The organism is Mycobacterium sp. NAZ190054 (genome assembly GCF_001545925.1).
GTDB lineage: Bacteria > Actinomycetota > Actinomycetes > Mycobacteriales > Mycobacteriaceae > Mycobacterium.
This window is the reverse complement of sequence record NZ_LMVQ01000031.1, coordinates 1-16,005: the sequence shown is the minus strand read 5'-3', so window position 1 is coordinate 16,005 and position 16,005 is coordinate 1. Positions and strand designations below refer to the sequence as shown.

The 16,005-nt window shown below is 65.9% G+C and carries 18 protein-coding genes and 1 pseudogene; 11 read left to right on the top strand and 8 right to left on the bottom strand.

Features of this window, described 5'->3' with window-relative positions; translation table 11 throughout:
- The 6 genes from ASJ79_RS03435 to ASJ79_RS03410 form a co-directional block, all read left to right on the top strand.
- The coding region (locus ASJ79_RS03435) for an integrase core domain-containing protein (protein WP_156448264.1) at nucleotides 1–223 on the top strand (223 nt) is incomplete at its 5' end.
- Nucleotides 224–316: 93 nt separating this feature from the next.
- Nucleotides 317–1,345 carry an aldo/keto reductase gene (locus ASJ79_RS03430; RefSeq protein ID WP_082753642.1) on the top strand — a complete coding sequence of 343 codons (1,029 nt, stop codon included), beginning with the start codon at nucleotides 317–319 and terminating at the stop codon, nucleotides 1,343–1,345.
- Nucleotides 1,346–1,515: 170 nt separating this feature from the next.
- Complete coding sequence (locus tag ASJ79_RS03425) at nucleotides 1,516–2,022, top strand: flavodoxin (protein WP_231750703.1); 507 nt, start codon at nucleotides 1,516–1,518, stop codon at nucleotides 2,020–2,022.
- A 33-nt stretch (nucleotides 2,023–2,055) separates the two neighbouring features.
- Complete coding sequence (locus tag ASJ79_RS03420) at nucleotides 2,056–3,144, top strand: alpha/beta fold hydrolase (protein WP_067953213.1); 1,089 nt, start codon at nucleotides 2,056–2,058, stop codon at nucleotides 3,142–3,144.
- A 36-nt stretch (nucleotides 3,145–3,180) separates the two neighbouring features.
- Complete coding sequence (locus tag ASJ79_RS03415) at nucleotides 3,181–3,669, top strand: cupin domain-containing protein (RefSeq protein WP_067953212.1); 489 nt, start codon at nucleotides 3,181–3,183, stop codon at nucleotides 3,667–3,669.
- Between the two features lie 11 nt (nucleotides 3,670–3,680).
- Nucleotides 3,681–4,472, top strand: coding sequence for a carboxymuconolactone decarboxylase family protein (locus ASJ79_RS03410; protein ID WP_067953208.1), 792 nt, complete (start codon nucleotides 3,681–3,683; stop codon nucleotides 4,470–4,472).
- Nucleotides 4,473–4,521: 49 nt separating this feature from the next.
- Here the strand turns inward: ASJ79_RS03410 and ASJ79_RS03405 are convergent, their stop codons facing one another.
- Nucleotides 4,522–5,163, bottom strand: coding sequence for a TetR/AcrR family transcriptional regulator (locus ASJ79_RS03405; RefSeq protein WP_067953207.1), 642 nt, complete (start codon nucleotides 5,161–5,163; stop codon nucleotides 4,522–4,524).
- 105 nt (nucleotides 5,164–5,268) lie between these two features.
- Here ASJ79_RS03405 and ASJ79_RS03400 point away from each other — a divergent pair, with 105 nt between their 5' ends.
- Nucleotides 5,269–6,288 (top strand): aldo/keto reductase, encoded by a 1,020-nt coding sequence (locus tag ASJ79_RS03400; RefSeq protein ID WP_067953205.1) that lies wholly within the window; start codon nucleotides 5,269–5,271, stop codon nucleotides 6,286–6,288.
- A 382-nt stretch (nucleotides 6,289–6,670) separates the two neighbouring features.
- Here ASJ79_RS03400 and ASJ79_RS03395 read toward each other — a convergent pair whose 3' ends face one another.
- From ASJ79_RS03395 to ASJ79_RS03380, 4 genes are all read right to left on the bottom strand, one after another.
- Complete coding sequence (locus tag ASJ79_RS03395) at nucleotides 6,671–8,068, bottom strand: MmgE/PrpD family protein (protein WP_067953202.1); 1,398 nt, start codon at nucleotides 8,066–8,068, stop codon at nucleotides 6,671–6,673.
- The gene (locus ASJ79_RS03390) at nucleotides 8,068–8,592 is read right to left on the bottom strand and encodes a tripartite tricarboxylate transporter TctB family protein (protein ID WP_067953200.1); all 525 of its coding nucleotides are present in this window, start codon (nucleotides 8,590–8,592) and stop codon (nucleotides 8,068–8,070) included. Before ASJ79_RS03390 ends, ASJ79_RS03395 begins: the two co-directional genes overlap by 1 nt.
- Complete coding sequence (locus ASJ79_RS03385; protein ID WP_082753640.1) at nucleotides 8,589–10,094, bottom strand: tripartite tricarboxylate transporter permease; 1,506 nt, start codon at nucleotides 10,092–10,094, stop codon at nucleotides 8,589–8,591. Before ASJ79_RS03385 ends, ASJ79_RS03390 begins: the two co-directional genes overlap by 4 nt.
- A 71-nt stretch (nucleotides 10,095–10,165) precedes the next feature.
- Entirely contained in the window at nucleotides 10,166–11,236 is a 1,071-nt protein-coding gene (locus ASJ79_RS03380) for a tripartite tricarboxylate transporter substrate binding protein (protein ID WP_067953196.1), read from the bottom strand.
- Between the two features lie 50 nt (nucleotides 11,237–11,286).
- Between ASJ79_RS03380 and ASJ79_RS03375 the strand changes: the two are divergent.
- The 4 genes and pseudogenes from ASJ79_RS03375 to ASJ79_RS03360 all read left to right on the top strand — a co-directional run.
- Nucleotides 11,287–11,667: pseudogene (locus ASJ79_RS03375) on the top strand (hypothetical protein); the annotation flags it as partial.
- The gene (locus ASJ79_RS03370; RefSeq protein WP_067953193.1) at nucleotides 11,664–12,281 is read left to right on the top strand and encodes a biotin transporter BioY; all 618 of its coding nucleotides are present in this window, start codon (nucleotides 11,664–11,666) and stop codon (nucleotides 12,279–12,281) included. The pseudogene ASJ79_RS03375 and the gene ASJ79_RS03370, both read left to right, overlap by 4 nt.
- Complete coding sequence (locus ASJ79_RS03365; RefSeq protein WP_067953191.1) at nucleotides 12,274–12,969, top strand: energy-coupling factor ABC transporter ATP-binding protein; 696 nt, start codon at nucleotides 12,274–12,276, stop codon at nucleotides 12,967–12,969. Before ASJ79_RS03370 ends, ASJ79_RS03365 begins: the two co-directional genes overlap by 8 nt.
- Nucleotides 12,966–13,568, top strand: coding sequence for a CbiQ family ECF transporter T component (locus tag ASJ79_RS03360; RefSeq protein ID WP_067953189.1), 603 nt, complete (start codon nucleotides 12,966–12,968; stop codon nucleotides 13,566–13,568). The genes ASJ79_RS03365 and ASJ79_RS03360 overlap by 4 nt, the downstream gene beginning before the upstream one ends.
- On the opposite strand, the gene ASJ79_RS03355 is transcribed toward ASJ79_RS03360, so the two are convergent.
- The 3 genes from ASJ79_RS03355 to ASJ79_RS03345 form a co-directional block, all read right to left on the bottom strand.
- Nucleotides 13,476–14,585, bottom strand: coding sequence for a cation diffusion facilitator family transporter (locus ASJ79_RS03355; RefSeq protein ID WP_082753639.1), 1,110 nt, complete (start codon nucleotides 14,583–14,585; stop codon nucleotides 13,476–13,478). The two genes, ASJ79_RS03360 and ASJ79_RS03355, sit on opposite strands and share 93 nt — an antisense overlap.
- Nucleotides 14,582–14,998, bottom strand: coding sequence for a metalloregulator ArsR/SmtB family transcription factor (locus ASJ79_RS03350; RefSeq protein ID WP_067953185.1), 417 nt, complete (start codon nucleotides 14,996–14,998; stop codon nucleotides 14,582–14,584). The genes ASJ79_RS03355 and ASJ79_RS03350 overlap by 4 nt, the downstream gene beginning before the upstream one ends.
- Before the next feature lie 87 nt (nucleotides 14,999–15,085).
- Complete coding sequence (locus ASJ79_RS03345) at nucleotides 15,086–16,000, bottom strand: SDR family oxidoreductase (RefSeq protein ID WP_082753643.1); 915 nt, start codon at nucleotides 15,998–16,000, stop codon at nucleotides 15,086–15,088.
- Nucleotides 16,001–16,005 lie beyond the last annotated feature (5 nt).

Here is a 16,005-nt window from a genome sequence, read left to right as displayed (position 1 = left end):
CCTCGACAACGCGTTGATGGAATCGGCGATCGGCCTCTACAAGACCGAGCTGATCGACCGCCACCAATCCTGGACCGGGCGTGCCGAAGTCGAACGCGAAACCGCGGCCTGGGTGCACTGGTACAACACCGACCGCCTGCACTCCTCCCTGAGCTACCAGTCGCCGATCGACTACGAGGCCCAGTACCGTAATGACGCCGCCTCAACACCGGAGGTGGCCTAACCGAGGTCTCCATCCAGACCAGGACGGTTCAGTGCGGCGGATCCGGCGCAACAGGATTCGCCCACCGGAGAACCTCGCGAGCGGGACAACGCGATGACGGCGGCCACCACGGTTACCAGCCGCCGCCCCCTGGGCTCGCTCGAGGTGTCGGGCATCGGCTTGGGTTGCCAGACCATGCCCGGCAAGCTCTACGGACCCGTCACCAGCCGCGCCGACATGGTCACCCTCATCCGCACGGCACACGACCAGGGCGTCACCTTCTTCGACACCGCAGAAGCGTACGGCCCACTTGAATCCGAACGCATCGTCGGCGAAGCCCTTCAGCCGGTGCGCGACCAGGTGGTCATCGCCTCCAAGTTCGGTTTCGACATCGACCTGCAAACCGGAGAACGCCGAGGTGGACGCAACAGCCGCCCCGACCACATCAGAACCTCTGTCGACGCGATGTTGCAGCGGTTGCGTACCGATTACATCGATCTGCTGTACCAGCACCGCGTCGACCCCGCTGTCCCGATCGAGGACGTCGCGGGCACCGTCAAAGACCTCATCGGAGAGGGGAAGGTCCGGCAATTCGGGCTCTCCGAACCAGGGCCGCAGACGGTTCGCCGCGCGCATGCCGTGCAGCCGCTGGCCGCCATCCAGAACGAGTACTCGATGCTCTTTCGAGGTCCCGAGCGCGAGATTCTGCCGCTCTGCGAGGAACTGGGCATCGGGTTCGTGCCGTGGGCTCCGGTGGGCATGGGCTTCACCACCGGCACCATCACCCCGTTCACCCGTTTCGCCGAGGGCGACTTCCGCGCCGCTGTGCCACGTAACAGTCCGGAGAACCTGGCCGCGAACATGTCTTTGGTGCAGCTCATTCAGGACTGGGCGGTGCGAAAGGGCGCGACTCCGGCACAGCTTTCGCTGGCCTGGCTGATGGCGCAAAAGCCGTGGATCGTGCCGATTCCCAGCACCACCCGGATGGGCCACCTCGCGGACAACCTGGGTGCTGAGGAGGTCAACTTCAGTCCCGATGAACTGCGCGAACTCAACGCCGCGGTGGCAGCGATCCCGATCAGCGGCGAGCGACTCGCGCCCCCGGTGCTGGCCCAGACCGGCGTCGAAGCGCCACCACTGTAGTACCGCCGATGAATCCGCACTTTTCACGACGCGCCGCCCTGCAGGCGGCCGCCGCCGGTGTTGCGGCCACGCTTGCCGGCTGTTCGAGTGCGACTGCGCCGACGAACTCGTCGAGCACGTCTGCGCCGAACACGGCGACACCGGCCGCTGCGGGTCAAAGGACACTGATCGTGTTCTTCTCGCGGGCCGGGGAGAACTACTACTACGGCGGACGAACCGACCTGCAGGTCGGCAACACCGAGGTGGTTGCCGGCATGATCCGCGACCGTACCGGTGCGGACCTCTACAAGATCGAAGCCGCGGACCCGTACCCGGATTCGTATGACGAAGCGGTCGACAGGAACCGCGACGAGCAGGAACGCGAGGCCCTGCCGGCGATCGCCGGGGCGTTACCCGATGTCGGAGCGTACGACGTAATCATTCTCGGCAGCCCGGTGTGGAGCAGTCGGGCACCGCGGATCATGTCGACCTTCATCGGCGGTGTCGATCTCGCCGGCAAGACGGTGCTACCCCTGGTGACCTACGCGGTCAGCGGCATGTCCGGCGTCGACGATTTCTATCGCGAGGCGCTGCCGGGTGCGACGGTGAAACGTGGCCTGGCGGTGCGTGGCGAAGAGGTCGCAGAAGCCGCCGGCGACATCGACACCTGGCTGCGCGAACACAACTTGGTCAGCTGACCGTCACTACGAAAGGACACTGAGGTGACCACCATGACAGGCCGTTTCCGAGCCACGGTTGCGGCATTGGCCGCGGCCGCGTTGCTCGCTGGGTGCAGCTCCGGTACCGAGACCGACAGTGCACAGGCGTTGGCGCTCGCCGACCAGGGCAGCTTCGCCGTCGGCGGCACCGCCATGACCGCACCCGGGCAGTTCGACCCGCTCAGCCCCTCCCAGCCGCAAGGCCAGACCTACCACGGCGATCACGCGTACGCGTTCTATCAGGTGCCCGAGGACGCCCGAAAGCTCCCGCTGGTGATGCTGCACGGGGCAGGGCAGTTCTCCCGGACCTGGGAAACCACCCCGGACGGACGAGAAGGCTTCCAGAATCTGTTCCTGCGCCGCGGCTTCTCCACCTACCTGGTCGATCAACCGCGCCGCGGTAATGCCGGTCGCAGCATGGTCGGCGCCACGCTGACACCGACGCCCGACGAACAGATGTGGTTCAACCAGTTCCGGGTGGGGACCTGGCCCGACATGTTCCCCGGCGTCCAGTTCTCCGATGAACCCGAGGCGTTGGATCAGTACTTCCGGTCCATGACGCCGAACACCGGCCCGTTCGATGCGAATGTCATCTCCGATGCGATGTCCGCACTGTTCGACAGGATCGGCGACGGCATACTGTTCACGCATTCTCAGGGCGGCGGACCGGGTTGGTTGACCGCGATCAAGAACCCGCGGGTGAAGAGCATCGTGTCGTTCGAGCCGGGCAGTGGTTTCGTGTTCCCCGAAGGGGAGGTTCCTCCGCCGATTCGCAACTCCTACGACACCGTCGCCGCCGAGGCCGTCCCGATGGATCAGTTCGATGCCCTGACCCAGATCCCGATCGTCATCTACTACGGCGACAACATCCCGAGCGAGCCGACGAACATGCCGGCACAGGACAGTTGGCGCGCACGGCTGGAGATGGCGCGGCTCTGGGCCGACGCGGTGAACCGGCACGGGGGCGATGCGACTGTGGTCCATCTGCCGGAGGCCGGAATCCACGGCAACACCCATTTCCCGTTCTCCGATCTGAACAATGTCGAGATCGCCGACGAGGTGTCGGAGTTCTTCGCCGACAAGGGCCTCGACGGTCGATAGCAGGTGCTCGACTCATCTGAAGTGGAAGGAATCACCATGCGTCTTGCAACGAAGACTGCGACAGTGCTGACGGCGGTACTGCTCGCCACGGTTGCGAACGGGGCTGTCGTCCAGGCGGAGAACGCCGAGATCGAAGTCTCCGCCGAGGGCGCCCGCGCGGCATCTCCCGGATCCCCGGCGAACTTCACCGGCAGCGCGCAGAGCACGCCGTTGCTCGATGTGACCGAATACTCGGATATGTCGGGCGGCGAGGTCGACTTCCAACCGGGCGCACGGTCGGCTTGGCACACTCACCCGGCCGGCCAAACCCTGATCATCACCGAAGGCGTCGGCTGGGTTCAGAGCTGGGATGGCCCGAAACAACAGATGGCCCTTGGCGATGTCGTGCGGATTCCACCAGGGGTCAAGCATTGGCACGGTGCCACCGCAAACGACGCCATGACCCACATCGCCATTGCCGAGGCCGTCGACGGTAATCGGGTTACCTGGATGGAGCAGGTCACCGACGCGCAGTACCTGAATTGAGAGACAAAACCATGAAACTGACCAAGCTGCCCTTTGCCGCCGCGGCGATCGCCTCGGCTGTCTTCGCCGCCGGCTGCTCCGAGACCCGATCGGATGACGACGGCAATTCCACTGCGGCACAGGTGGAATCCGTGGAATCAGTGTCACCCGCATTACAGCGCTATGGTGATGAGGTTCTGGAGAACCAGCTGTGGCAGCGCCCGGACCTCGCACCGCGGGAACGCAGCATCGTCACGGTGGCGGCAATGATCGCCCGTGATCAGACCGCAGAGCTGCCGTTCTACATGAACCGTGCGCTCGACAGCGGCGTCACACCGGGTGAGCTCTCCGAGATCATCACCCACCTCGCGTTCTACGCCGGCTGGCCCAACGCCATGGCCGCCGTGGAAGCGGCCAAGCCGGTGTTCGCGGCCCGCGGCATCGGCACCGACCAACTCCCCGTAGCCGAGCCGGAGTTGCTCCCGATCGACCAGGAGTTCGAGTCGGCGCGCAGGGCGCGCATCGAGAGCACCCATGGCACCACTGGGCAGGGAGTGCAGCAGTTCACGACCGACGTGCTGTTCACAGATCTCTGGCTGCGACCGGGCCTGCCGCCCCGTGACCGAAGCCTGACAACGGTGAGCGCGCTGGTGGCCACGGGGTTGACCGGCCAGATCACCTCGCACCTCAACATCGCGATGGACAACGGCCTGACCGAGGCGCAAGCCAACGAGGCGCTCACCCAGCTGGCCTTCTATGCGGGCTGGCCACGCGCATTCTCGGCGATGCCGGTTTTCAAGGAAGTGTTCGAAGCTCGATCATGACCGAACCGCGATCTCGCTGGGAAATAGCTGAGTGCATCGGCCCAGCCGCTCAGCCGGTCCGCGCAGACTCGATTTGCTTGGCGCCGAGTCCATCCAGCAGGACACCGATCATCCGGGTGACGAAGTCGGCAGACTGTCCGGGCACTGGCTGCGAAATCAAAGCGATGGCAATCAGGATGTCGTGCGCCGCGACGTCGGTACGTACAACGCCCTTCTCGACCGCGCGTGCCAGCAGGCGATCCAGGGCCGGCTCGAGTTGTTCCAGCAGACGCTGCGGCAAACCTTCGTAGGCCGGCTCGTCGGAATGCAAGGCCTTGGCCAAACCGGCCTTGGTCCCGACGAATTCCGCGTATGAGGCAATCCAACTATGCAACGCGGCACGGGCATCGGGTGCGTCCTGCAGCGCCGTCGCTTTTTCAACGCAGACGTCCAACTCATGCTGGAGGACCGCGACGACGAGGTCTGACCGCAGAGGGAAATGTCGATAGAGCGTCCCTACACCCACCCCTGCGCGAAGTGCGACGTGTTTGGCCGGCGCGTCGACACCCGCCGTGGCGAACACCGCCTTCGCGGCCTGCAGCAGCAGATCCACGTTGCGCTTGGCGTCTGCGCGTTTCGGGTTCGAGTTCGTCACCTCGGCAGAACCGGCGTTCTGGTTCGAAGCGTGCCACTTGCCGTAACCATCGCACATCCCTCCTTGCTAACCGGAATGCTATTCCGTATATTACCGGAATACGATTCCACTTACCGCACTCTACCGCGGCCACGTGGCACCACAACTACGCAAGGGGTTCTCATGCACTACCGCTCGCTTGGCCGCACCGGCATCAAGGTCAGCGCTTACGCGTTGGGGGCGCTCATGCTCGGTACCAAGACCGGCAATACCGAGGACGTTTCCATCCGCATAATCCATCGCGCCCTCGACGCCGGCATCAATCTGATCGACACCTCCGATGCCTACGGCGACTCAGAAGAGGTCGTTGGCCGAGCACTGAAGGGCCGCCGACAGGACGTCGTCCTGGCCACCAAGGTCGGTCGGCCGGTTGACGATGACCCCAATCACCAAGGCGCCTCACGACGATGGATCACCACTGCGGTGGAGAACTCCCTGCGCCGGCTGCAGACCGACCACATAGACCTTTACCAGCTTCATCGTCCCGATCCCAGTACCGACATGGAGGAGACGTTGTCGGTGATGACCGATCTGGTGCGCAGCGGTAAGATCCGGGCCTTCGGTACCTCCACACTTCCGGCGTCGGACATGGTGCGAGCACAATGGATCGCCGAGCGAAGGGGTCTCCTTCGCCCCCACACCGAGCAGCCGCCGTACTCGATCCTCAACCGCAGCATCGAACGCGAGGTCCTTCCCGTCGCCCAGGAGTACGGCATGGGGGTGCTTGTGTGGGGGCCCCTTGGTCAGGGCATGCTGACCGGGCGCGTTCGGCGGGGGCAAGAAAGCGACGTCAGCCGTGCCACGATGATGAGCGCGTTCTCCGACGAACGGCGACTCGACGCCGTCGAGCGCCTCATCCCGCTGGCCGCCGAGGCGGGTATCACGATGCCGCATCTCGCCATGGCGTTCGCCACCACCCATCCCGGCGTGACCAGCGCATTGATCGGAGCTCGAACCTTGGAACAACTCGACGACCTCCTCGACGGCCTGGACACCGTGCTCGACGACGACCTGCTCGACCGCATCGACCAGATCGTCGCCCCGGGTACCGACGCCGGCCCACTCGACCAGCAATATGTCCCGCCTGCACTGCAGCAGAACGAGTTACGCCGCCGGCCCGCCGTTCGACGCTCAGCCGCCTGAAGCCAGGTCCGCGACGGTGCCGACCACCCACGCGCTCGACGACATGGGAGCCCTTCGATGACCAAGCATCACCGCGGACTGCACGATTGATGGCCGGGCGCACACGAGTCATCGCCTCGAAAGGCTCGCGCACAGCCGCACATCCACGTCCTTCACTTGCTCAAACGACTCGGTGTACGCATTATCCGGGAGGCGAATCCGTTGAGTCACGATGACATCGACCGCCTCACCGTGGCCAGGTGCACCAGGTGAACCTGGAATCTCGGTTGTCCCTGGGACGCCAGAGCCTCAAAGAGTTGTTCGCCGAACAACTGATAACTTCCGATCGCATATGGATCGCGGTCGCCGCCAGTCAACCGGTGCTTTCGAACGGACCTACGACTCATGGCAGGGTCAGGTCGATCAAATCGTTGATGTCGCTCAGGGATTCGAGCGACCGACACGCCTCCTCGAGTTGGTCGTATCGCGATCGGCTCAATCTGGAGCTCACCAGAGGTGACCACTTCTCACGGAGGTCCTCCCACGTGACACCGCCTTCGCGGAACCGGTGCCCCTTGGGATGCTCAACCAGCAGCGTGCGGGGACCCTCGCGAGTTAGCAACGTGACGCGTGATCCGCGCCCGTGCGGCTGCCGGGCCTCCAACTCGTCGTCGACGACGACCTTCACCACTGCTCGAAGCCGGATGACCTCCGGGTCCCGTAGCAGTTCGTCCGAGTGCGCCTCGTCGAAGCCCAGTGCGCCGGCGACGAGTGCGACCGACAACATGTCCTGCATGCATATCGTCGGCATGTTTCGCGAGTCCACGACGGTCGACGCGAAACGAGGCATCCCCACCGTCACGGATTCGATCCGATCCGTTGTGAGTCGGTGCGTGCCCACCAAGCTGAGCGCTGCCTCGACTGCGGAGTGAATCGGGTAACCGGCCGCATAGAACTTGAGGTTGGCACCCATGACCGCGTGATCGTCGCCGAGCCCCTCGGTCAGCAGGTGTTCCCGACCCGGTTCGCCCCATGTGTGGATAACGCCGCCGTCCGCGGTGAAGATGTCGTCGATTCCCTCCAGTCCGGCCGCGGCCTGCAGAGCGCCGGCGACGCCGGCGAAGGCAGGTTGGCCGCCCTTGGTGATCGACTTGCTGATGTGCTGACGCTCGCCGAAGAAGGCGACCGGACTCAGGGCCTGTCCGACACTGAGGGCAACAGCGTGCAGGGACTGATCGACGTCCAGTCCTAGCAGTCGGGCGCTCGCAAGCGCTGCTCCCACCGAATGCAGGCAGCCCGCGTACAGGCCGTGGGTGTCCCGCATCCGCGGCAGCCCCCCGGTGACGGAGATGGTTCTCACCCCCGCGTCGAAGCCAGCGGCGACGGCTTCGAGGAGTTCCCGTCCCGTGGACCGTTGCCGCTCGGCTACGGCGAGCGCCGCCGGGACGATCACCGTTGCGGGATGTCCGGTTGCTCGGAAGTCGACCGTGGCGTGGGCGCAGTCGAGCTCCGCAGCGTGTCCGGCCGTACCGTTGACCCACGCGGCGAGCGCAGCCGGCAAGCGCCGAGAGACCCTGAGAACCGACGATTCCGCGGTTCCTCCGCACATGTCCGCGTACCTCAGGGCACGCTCACCGGAGGGGAGCTCCATGCCGACGAGGGTGCAGCCCAGTTGGTCGAGGACCAGCATCTTGGTGCGCTCCGACACCTCCGGCGGGAGATCGAGGTAGGCGTCGCCGAGCACGTGGGCGACAAGCTCGAATCCTGCCGACGTACGGTCGACCTCGCGATCGGACGACATCAGAAGCCGATTCCGCTGAGATCCCAGATCCCGGATGGCCACCTCATGGCCAGGTAGACCTCGGCGCACCACACGAGCGAGTACGTCGCGAGCATCGCGATGATCACCGAGTACCACTTGGCCTTACTGACCACGAGCAGCACGAGCGGAATCCAGATGGTGGCTCCCCACAGGAACCCCACCAGCCGACACAGCACCAGCAGCACGGCGACGGCAGCGATCCAGACCAACACGTTCCGTCGGCCACCTGCTTCGTCAAGATCCTGTTCGTCCTCTGCAACATCGGAGGGGGCGTACGGGCGACGCAGGTTGCGAACGTCGACGACGATCTTGGCTCCGGTGAGGACGAGTCCGGTGAGCGTGACCGCGGTGGGGAACCATCGCGCCACCGCGGCGAAGTCACCAGCCGTGTAGAGCCCCGCCGCGAAGACGAGCAGGATCAGGATCGAGGCCACGAGTTGGAGCCGACGGTCGTCGCGCCGATCCAGGTCCTCATCGATCCGAGGCTCCGTCGCCTCACTCATGCGCGCACCCCTTCTGCGTCGTGCTGCTTCGCTTGGACCGCGGCGCGGAACCTGATGCTGAGGTAGACCGACACCACGAGCACGACCGCCAGGGCGAGCACCCCAGGGCGAGCCATGAACTCGAGGCCGTAACGGTCGAGGCTGATCCGTAGATATCGCTCGATAGATGGCCCGAGTACGAAACCGATGAGAAGCGGTGGACGGGGCAGGTGGAGGCGTTTCATCCACCAGCCGATGATGCCGATGATGAACACGAGGATCACGTCGCCCCAGCGTTGGCTCGCCTGATACGCCGCGGTGATCAGGACGAGGAAGAGGAAGGGCAGCAGGAAGCGCGCACTGATGGTGCTGAGCTTCACCATGATTCGCGCGGCGCCGAAACAGGCGATCGTGGCCAGGACATTCGCTATGGCCAACGTCCAGATGACGGTGAGCAGAAACGGCATACCCTGCGGTGACACCATGTCGGGCCCGACCTGAACGCCCAGGAGCAGCATTCCCGACAGCAGGATGGCCGTCGTGCCGTTGCCGGGGATCCCGAACATGAGGGTGGGCATCAGGACCCCGGCGTCGACGGAGTTGTTGGACGCCTCCGGCCCGATGACCCCACGGACGTCGCCCTTGCCGAATTTGCTCTTGTCCTTGGCGAACTGCTGGGTCGTCCCATAGACGATCCACTGCACGGCGGTCCCACCGATGCCGGGGATGACGCCGAGGAGGACACCGATCGTGCTGCCCTGAACGACGACACCGATGTGGCGTACGGCGTCCCGCGCTCCTTGGAACAGCCCGCGCGTGATCTTGTCGAGCTTGCCGGAGCGAGCGATGGATACGTTTTCCCTGGCCAGATCGAAGAACTCCGGAACGGCGAACAGACCGAGGGCGAGCAGGACGATCGAAACCCCGCCGTACAGATAGTCCCAGCCGAAGATGTAGCGATCGCCGCCCGCTGGGGCCGCGCCCACACAACTGATGAGGAGGCCGAGGGCCGCGGTGATGAGGCCGGCGAGTACTGCACCCCTGGCGAGAACGCCGACCAATGACACACCGATGAGCGCCAGCATCAGGAGTTCGGGTGCATTGAGCGCGAGTACGAGCGGTCGGACCACCGGCAGGAGCATGAACAAGGCGAGTGCGCCGACGAGCCCGCCGATGAGCGACGCGGTGAAGGAGGCACCCAGGGCTCGTGCCCCTTCACCGCGCCGCGTCATCGGATAGCCGTCGAGAATCGTCGCTTGCGAAGCCGAGGCGCCAGGGACGCCGAGGAGCACCGACGAGAAGGTGTCCGCCGTGCCCGTGACCGCCATCATGCCGACCAGGAGGGCGATCCCGGAATAGGGGTCCATTCCGTAGATGAAGGGCAGGAGAACTGCCATTCCCGCCAGACTGCCGAGGCCGGGCAGAATCCCAACCGCCACGCCCACCAGAACGCCAAGCAGCAGGTAAGCGAGCCGGCTGGGGTCTGTCAGCGCCTCCAGTGCGACTTGTGCCGCCTCAAACATTCAGATTCCCTTCGTGGACCCAGCACGCCCGCCCTCAGCCGAGCTGGCGCGCTGGGTGGTTACGGACCGTGCTACTGAAGGTCGAGGTTGTAACGCTGGCGGACGTCGTTACGCAGCCAGTCGATGGCTTGCGGGTCGACGTCGACAAGGTTCTCCTGGATCGACGCGTCGAGCTCTTCGCCGTAGATGGGCTGGTAGCCGCCGAGTTCTGACTCCGCCTGCTTCAGGAACTCCGGATCTGTGGCGACCTCCTCCGCTGCCGCGATCAGCGCGTCCTGGACTTCGTCAGGCGCGTCGCCTTGGACCCACAGCGACTTGGATAGCGTCAGAGCGGCCGCAATCTGAACCTTGAATGCCTCCAATTCCTCACCCTTGGTATCGATCGACTCCCCGTGAAGCTGTTCGTAGACCTCACCGACGTGCGGTAGGTCGGGGAACGCCGGGTCGCGAACGAGCTCACCGTTCTCCACCTGTCCCATCGTGTAAACGGGCGTCGCCTCGCCCGTTTCCACCAGTGGTTGCACGGTCCGTAGGAACCCGGGAGTGGTCTCGCCCGCGATGTTGACCTCACCCTGCGAGTAGGCGATCCCGATCGCGTCCTGACCGCCGTACCCCCACAGCTCCTCGACCGGCAATCCCAGCAGGTGGTACGAGCTCACCCGGTACAGCTCACCGCCCACCGGTTCGCGACCGCCGCTGAACATCTGCGTGGCGGGTTTTAGGAGCTGGTCGGCACTCCCGATCCCGGTGTCGGGGTTGACGTACACGACGTTGCCCAGCGGGAATCCCAGCAGGGGAGTGAACTCGCTGAGGTCGTATTCGACCCCTGGCGACTTGTACAGGAACGCGGAGTGCGTGGAGCCCGAGCCCATGAGGAGTTGCGTACCGTCCGGGTCGGCTTTGGCGAAATCGTTGGTGCCGACTCGGTGATCGCCGTTCGCCTCGACGTTGACGACCTGCACCGTCGGGTTGCCCGGAAGGTGCTTCTGAAGGTAGGGCGCCACGAGTCGGGCGGTGAGATCGGCGCCACCGCCCGTACCGAACGGTACGACGATCTCGATGGTTTTGCCTTCGTAGAGGGGACCGTCACCGGATCCCACGGACGACGGTTGGGCACAGGCGGCGAGGCTGGCGACGCACATTGCCGCTACCGCGGTGATCAATGCACGGCGACTGGTGGTGAAGGAGGGCAGTTTCACTTGCGCTGCGGGATCATCTCAACGGCGCGCCGCTGCCGAAGCAGATGGAACCGACGGTCCCCGAGCTTGCCAAACCCGTGGAGCTTCTCCCCGTACCGCAGGGCTGGAGCCTCGGATTCCACCTGTACCACGTCGACCTGCCCGGAATGCGCAGCGCCGGCTCGGCCGACTGGTCGGGTCTGTTCAACACCTTCTTCTGGATCGACCGCAAGGCTGGGATCGGCGGGGTGATCGCGACACAGCTGCTCCCGTTCTTCGACGACAAGGTGGTCGAGACGATCATGGCGTTCGAGGCCGCGGTCTACGAGGCTGCCCGGCTCAGAGCGGGGGAGGGCGCCGACCACTGGTCGGCATCCACGATAATTCCCGGGTGAATGCTGAGACGTCCGAGCCCGTCGGCACGGCCCGCTTCGGCCGCCTGGAATGGCGGGACCTGACGCAGGCTGCGGTGTTCGCCGGCCTGCTCGCGGCGCTGGGCCTGCCCGGCACCCTGACGCTCGGCCCCACCGGCGTGCCGATCACGCTGCAGACCCTCGGTGTGATGCTCGCCGGATCCATCCTGGGCCCTCGGAAAGGGGCGCTGGCGATCGTCCTGTTCGCGATCCTGGCCATCGCCGGGTTGCCGATCCTGGCCGGCGGTCGCACCGGACTGGTGTCGCTGTCCTCGCCGACCGCGGGGTTCTTCGTCGGCTGGTTACCGGCCGTCGTCGTGATCGGGATCCTGACCGCGCTGATGATGCCGCGCTACCGCGTGCTGTGGGGCATCCTCATCAACATCGTCGGCGGCATGGCCGTCATCTACCTGTTCGGCACGGTCGGGCTGATGCTGCGCACCGACCTCAACTGGTGGGCCGCGTTGTCCACCAACGGAATCTACCTTCCCGGCGACATCGCCAAGGCCGTGGTGTGTGCCTACGTCGCCGCTCAGGTGCACCGGGCCCGCCCCGGCCTGATCACTCCGTGGCGGACCACCCGATCCGATGAGTGACGTCCCGTCGGACGCACTCGTCGTCGACGGGGTGTCACACGCGTTCGGCGACCGTCCCGTTCTGCGCGACGTATCGCTGACGCTGACCGAACGCCGCATCGCGGTCATCGGCGCCAACGGCAGTGGCAAGTCGACACTGGCGCGGCTGTTCAACGGACTGGTCATCCCCGATCGGGGTGCGGTGCGGGTGCACGGTCTGGACACCAGGCGATCCGCCAAGCAGGTCCGCCGCCTCGTCGGGTTCGTCTTCACCGACCCGGACCGTCAGATCCTGATGCCCACCGTCGCCGAGGACGTCGAACTGTCGCTGTCCCGGTTCGGTCTCGACCGGCAGACCCGGGCCGAGCGGGTGGCGCAGGTGCTGGAGCGCTTCGGCTTGGCCGGGCACGCCGACCAGCCCGCGCATCTGCTCTCCGGTGGCCAGAAGCAGCTGCTGGCGCTGGCGACGGTGCTCGTCACCGAACCGTCGGTGGTGATCGCCGACGAGCCGACGACCCTGCTGGATCTGCGCAACGCGCGGATGCTGCGCGCCGCCTTCGCGACCCTGGACACCCAACTCGTGCTCGTGACCCATGACCTGGACCTGGTGGCCGACGTCGATCGCGTCATCGTGCTGGACGAGGGTCGCGTGGTGGCCGACGACGTGCCGTCGGTAGCGCTGAGCGCCTACCGCAGGCTCATGTCGTGACGGTGCTGGGTGACTACCGGCCGGGGCGGTCGTGGCTGCACCGGATACCGGCCGGGGTGAAGCTGATCGGTCTGGGCGTCGTGATCGTCACGATGACGGTCATGGTCGACTCCCCACTGCGGCTGGGGGTGGCCGCCGCGGCGGTGCTGGTGGGTGTCGTCTCGGCGCGGTTGTCCGTGATCGCGTTGATCGTGCAGTTGCGCCAGGTGTTGTGGGTGGTCGGCGTCATCTTCGCCCTGCAGGTCCTGCTCACCGACTGGCGCCGGGCACTGGTGGTGTGCGGGGTGTTGCTGCTCGCGGTGTGCCTGGCGGCGACCGTCACGATGACGACCCGGACGACTGACATGCTGGATGCGGCGACCCGGGCGATGACGCCGCTGGCGCGGTTCGGGTTCCCGGTCCGTCAGGTGGCCGTCGCCCTGGCATTGACGATCCGGTCGATCCCGCTTCTGGTGCAGATCATCGGGCAGGTAGAGGAGGCCCGCCGTGCCCGGGGCCTGCGGATCTCACCGCGCATCGTCTTCGTCCCTGTCATCGTGGCGGCCCTTCGCGCCGCCGACGACTTCAGCGAGGCGTTGATCGCCCGCGGGATCGACTGAGGAGGCCGTCGCCGGATAGGCGTGCACGAGCGCACTCGACAGCTTCGGCACCGCGTGGGTCAGCGCGTGTTCGGCTCCGTGCGCGATCCGGTGCGCCTCGGCCACGGTGACCCCGGGATCGATGTCGAGTTCGGCTTCGGCGTGCAACTGGTGTCCGATCCAGCGCATCTTCACGGCGCGGACCGCCGTCACGCCCGGTGCGGCGGCCAGCGCGGCTTCCGCGCTGTCGATCAACGACGGGTCGACGCCGTCCATCAGGCGGCCGAACACATCCCGCGCCGCGGTGCGCAGGACAGCCAGGATCGCCGCCGTGATGATCAGGCCGACGATCGGGTCGGCCAGCGGGAACCCCAATGCGACGCCACCCGCCCCGAGCACCACCGCCAGCGACGTGAACCCGTCTGTGCGGGCGTGTAATCCGTCGGCGACCAGTGCCGCCGAGCCGATCCTGCGGCCGACGCCGATGCGGTAGATCGCCACGAGTTCATTTCCGATGAAGCCGATCAGCCCGGCGGCGGCCACCCAGCCGACGTGTTCGATCGGCACCGGATTCACCAGCCGGCGCACCGATTCGACTCCGGCCACGACGGCCGAGACCGCGATCATCGCGACGACGAACAGTCCGGCGATGTCCTCGGCGCGGCCGAAACCGTAGGTGTAGCGCCGGGTGGCGGCTCTGTTGCCGAGAGCGAAGGCGATCCACAGCGGGATCGCGGTCATCGCATCGGAGAAGTTGTGGATGGTGTCGGCCAGCAATGCCACCGATCCCGAAAGCAGCACGACGGCGATCTGGGCGAGGGCAGTGGCCCCGAGGGCCAGCAGGCTGATCTTGACCGCCCTGATGCCGGCGGCGCTGGACTCCAGCGCATCGTCGATGCTGTCCGACGCGTCGTGGCTGTGCGGAGCGAACACCTGGCGGATCGCGGCGCGAAACCGGCTCTGCCCGTGGCCATGCTGGTGGTCGTGGTGGTGGCCGTGTCCGTGGTGGTGGACCGTGTCCTTGGCCAGGCGGCTCATGCTCGGCGTCCTGCCGGTCCGGTCTTCTCGTCGGGGACGCCGGCGTGCAGGGTCGCCAGGTCGACGGTGTCACGGTGGTGGCCCGGTACGCCGGGCCCGGCGTGTTCGGCGTTGAAGACCGCGTCGGTCACCAGTTGCTTGATGTGCTCGTTGTCGAGTCGGTAGAAGACCGTCGTGCCTTCGCGGCGCGTGTGGACCAGCCGTGCCATGCGCAGCTTCGCCAGGTGCTGGGACACCGACGGTGCCGGCTTGTCGATGTGAGCGGCGAGCTCATTGACCGACATCTCCCGGCTCACCAGCGCCCACAGGATCTGCACGCGGGTCGCGTCGGCGAGCATCCGAAACACCTCGACGACCAGGCTCACCTGGTCGTCCGGTAACCGCCGCGAGCATTTCCCGCTATCTGCATTCATACGCAGATAATAGAAAGGGTGTGCAGCGGTGGGCAAGCCCTCAGTCGCCGTCTCTGGTGCTCAGTCGCGTCCCAGGGTCTGCCGAATTCAGATCCAGCAATCGGGCCGGGTTCCGTCGAGATCTGTGAGGTCGTAGGCGGCAGCGAGATCGGCCGACGTCACCGACTGCCGGCTCCAACGGATCTTGTCGGGGTCGGCCGCCATCGCGGCGATTCCTCTGCCGATGTAGCGCGGGGATTCCGATTGGGCGAACGCCGCGGGTGCCGTGGGCAGACCACCGGACCTGTCGGTGTCCAACGCGTCGCGCCAGTTGTCCTCGGTGACGCCGTAGGCGTCCAGCATCATCTCCGAGCGCAGCCAGCCGGGGGTAACCGCCACCGCGGTGCCCTGGTACGCGGCCAGTTCGTGGCCCTGCGAGAAGGCCAGCCGGTTCACCGCGTTCTTGACCAGGTCGTAGAACGTCGAGATGCGGTAGCGGGTGGCGTTGTAGTGCGCCGTGCCGTCAGAGACTTCGACGAGCAAGCCTCCCGGTCTGGTGATCAGAAGCGGCAGCAGGTGGTGCGAGGTGATCAGATGGGTGTCGACACCGAGCCGGACGATTCGCAGTCCGGTGTCGAGGTCGTGTTGCCAGATCGGCGTATTCCAGTGTGCGGGAGGGCCTTTCAACACTTCGGCGCCCCAGATGTCGTTGACCAGGATATCGATCCGACCGAACTCGACGTGGAGGCGTTCGGCCAGTGCGCGCACCTGTCCGGGATCGAGATGGTCGACCGGTACTGCGATACCGGTTCCGCCCAGCCCGGTGACCATCCGGGCGGTCTGTTCGATGGTCTCCGGCCGGTCATAGTCAGATTTCAGGTGAGCCTGGGTGCTGCTCCGTCCGGTGCACACGACGGTGGCGCCGAAGTGTTGAAAGGCCCTCCCGCACACTGGAATACGCCGATCTGGCAACACGACCTCGACACCGGACTGCGAATCGTCCGGCTCGGTGTCGACACCCATCTGAT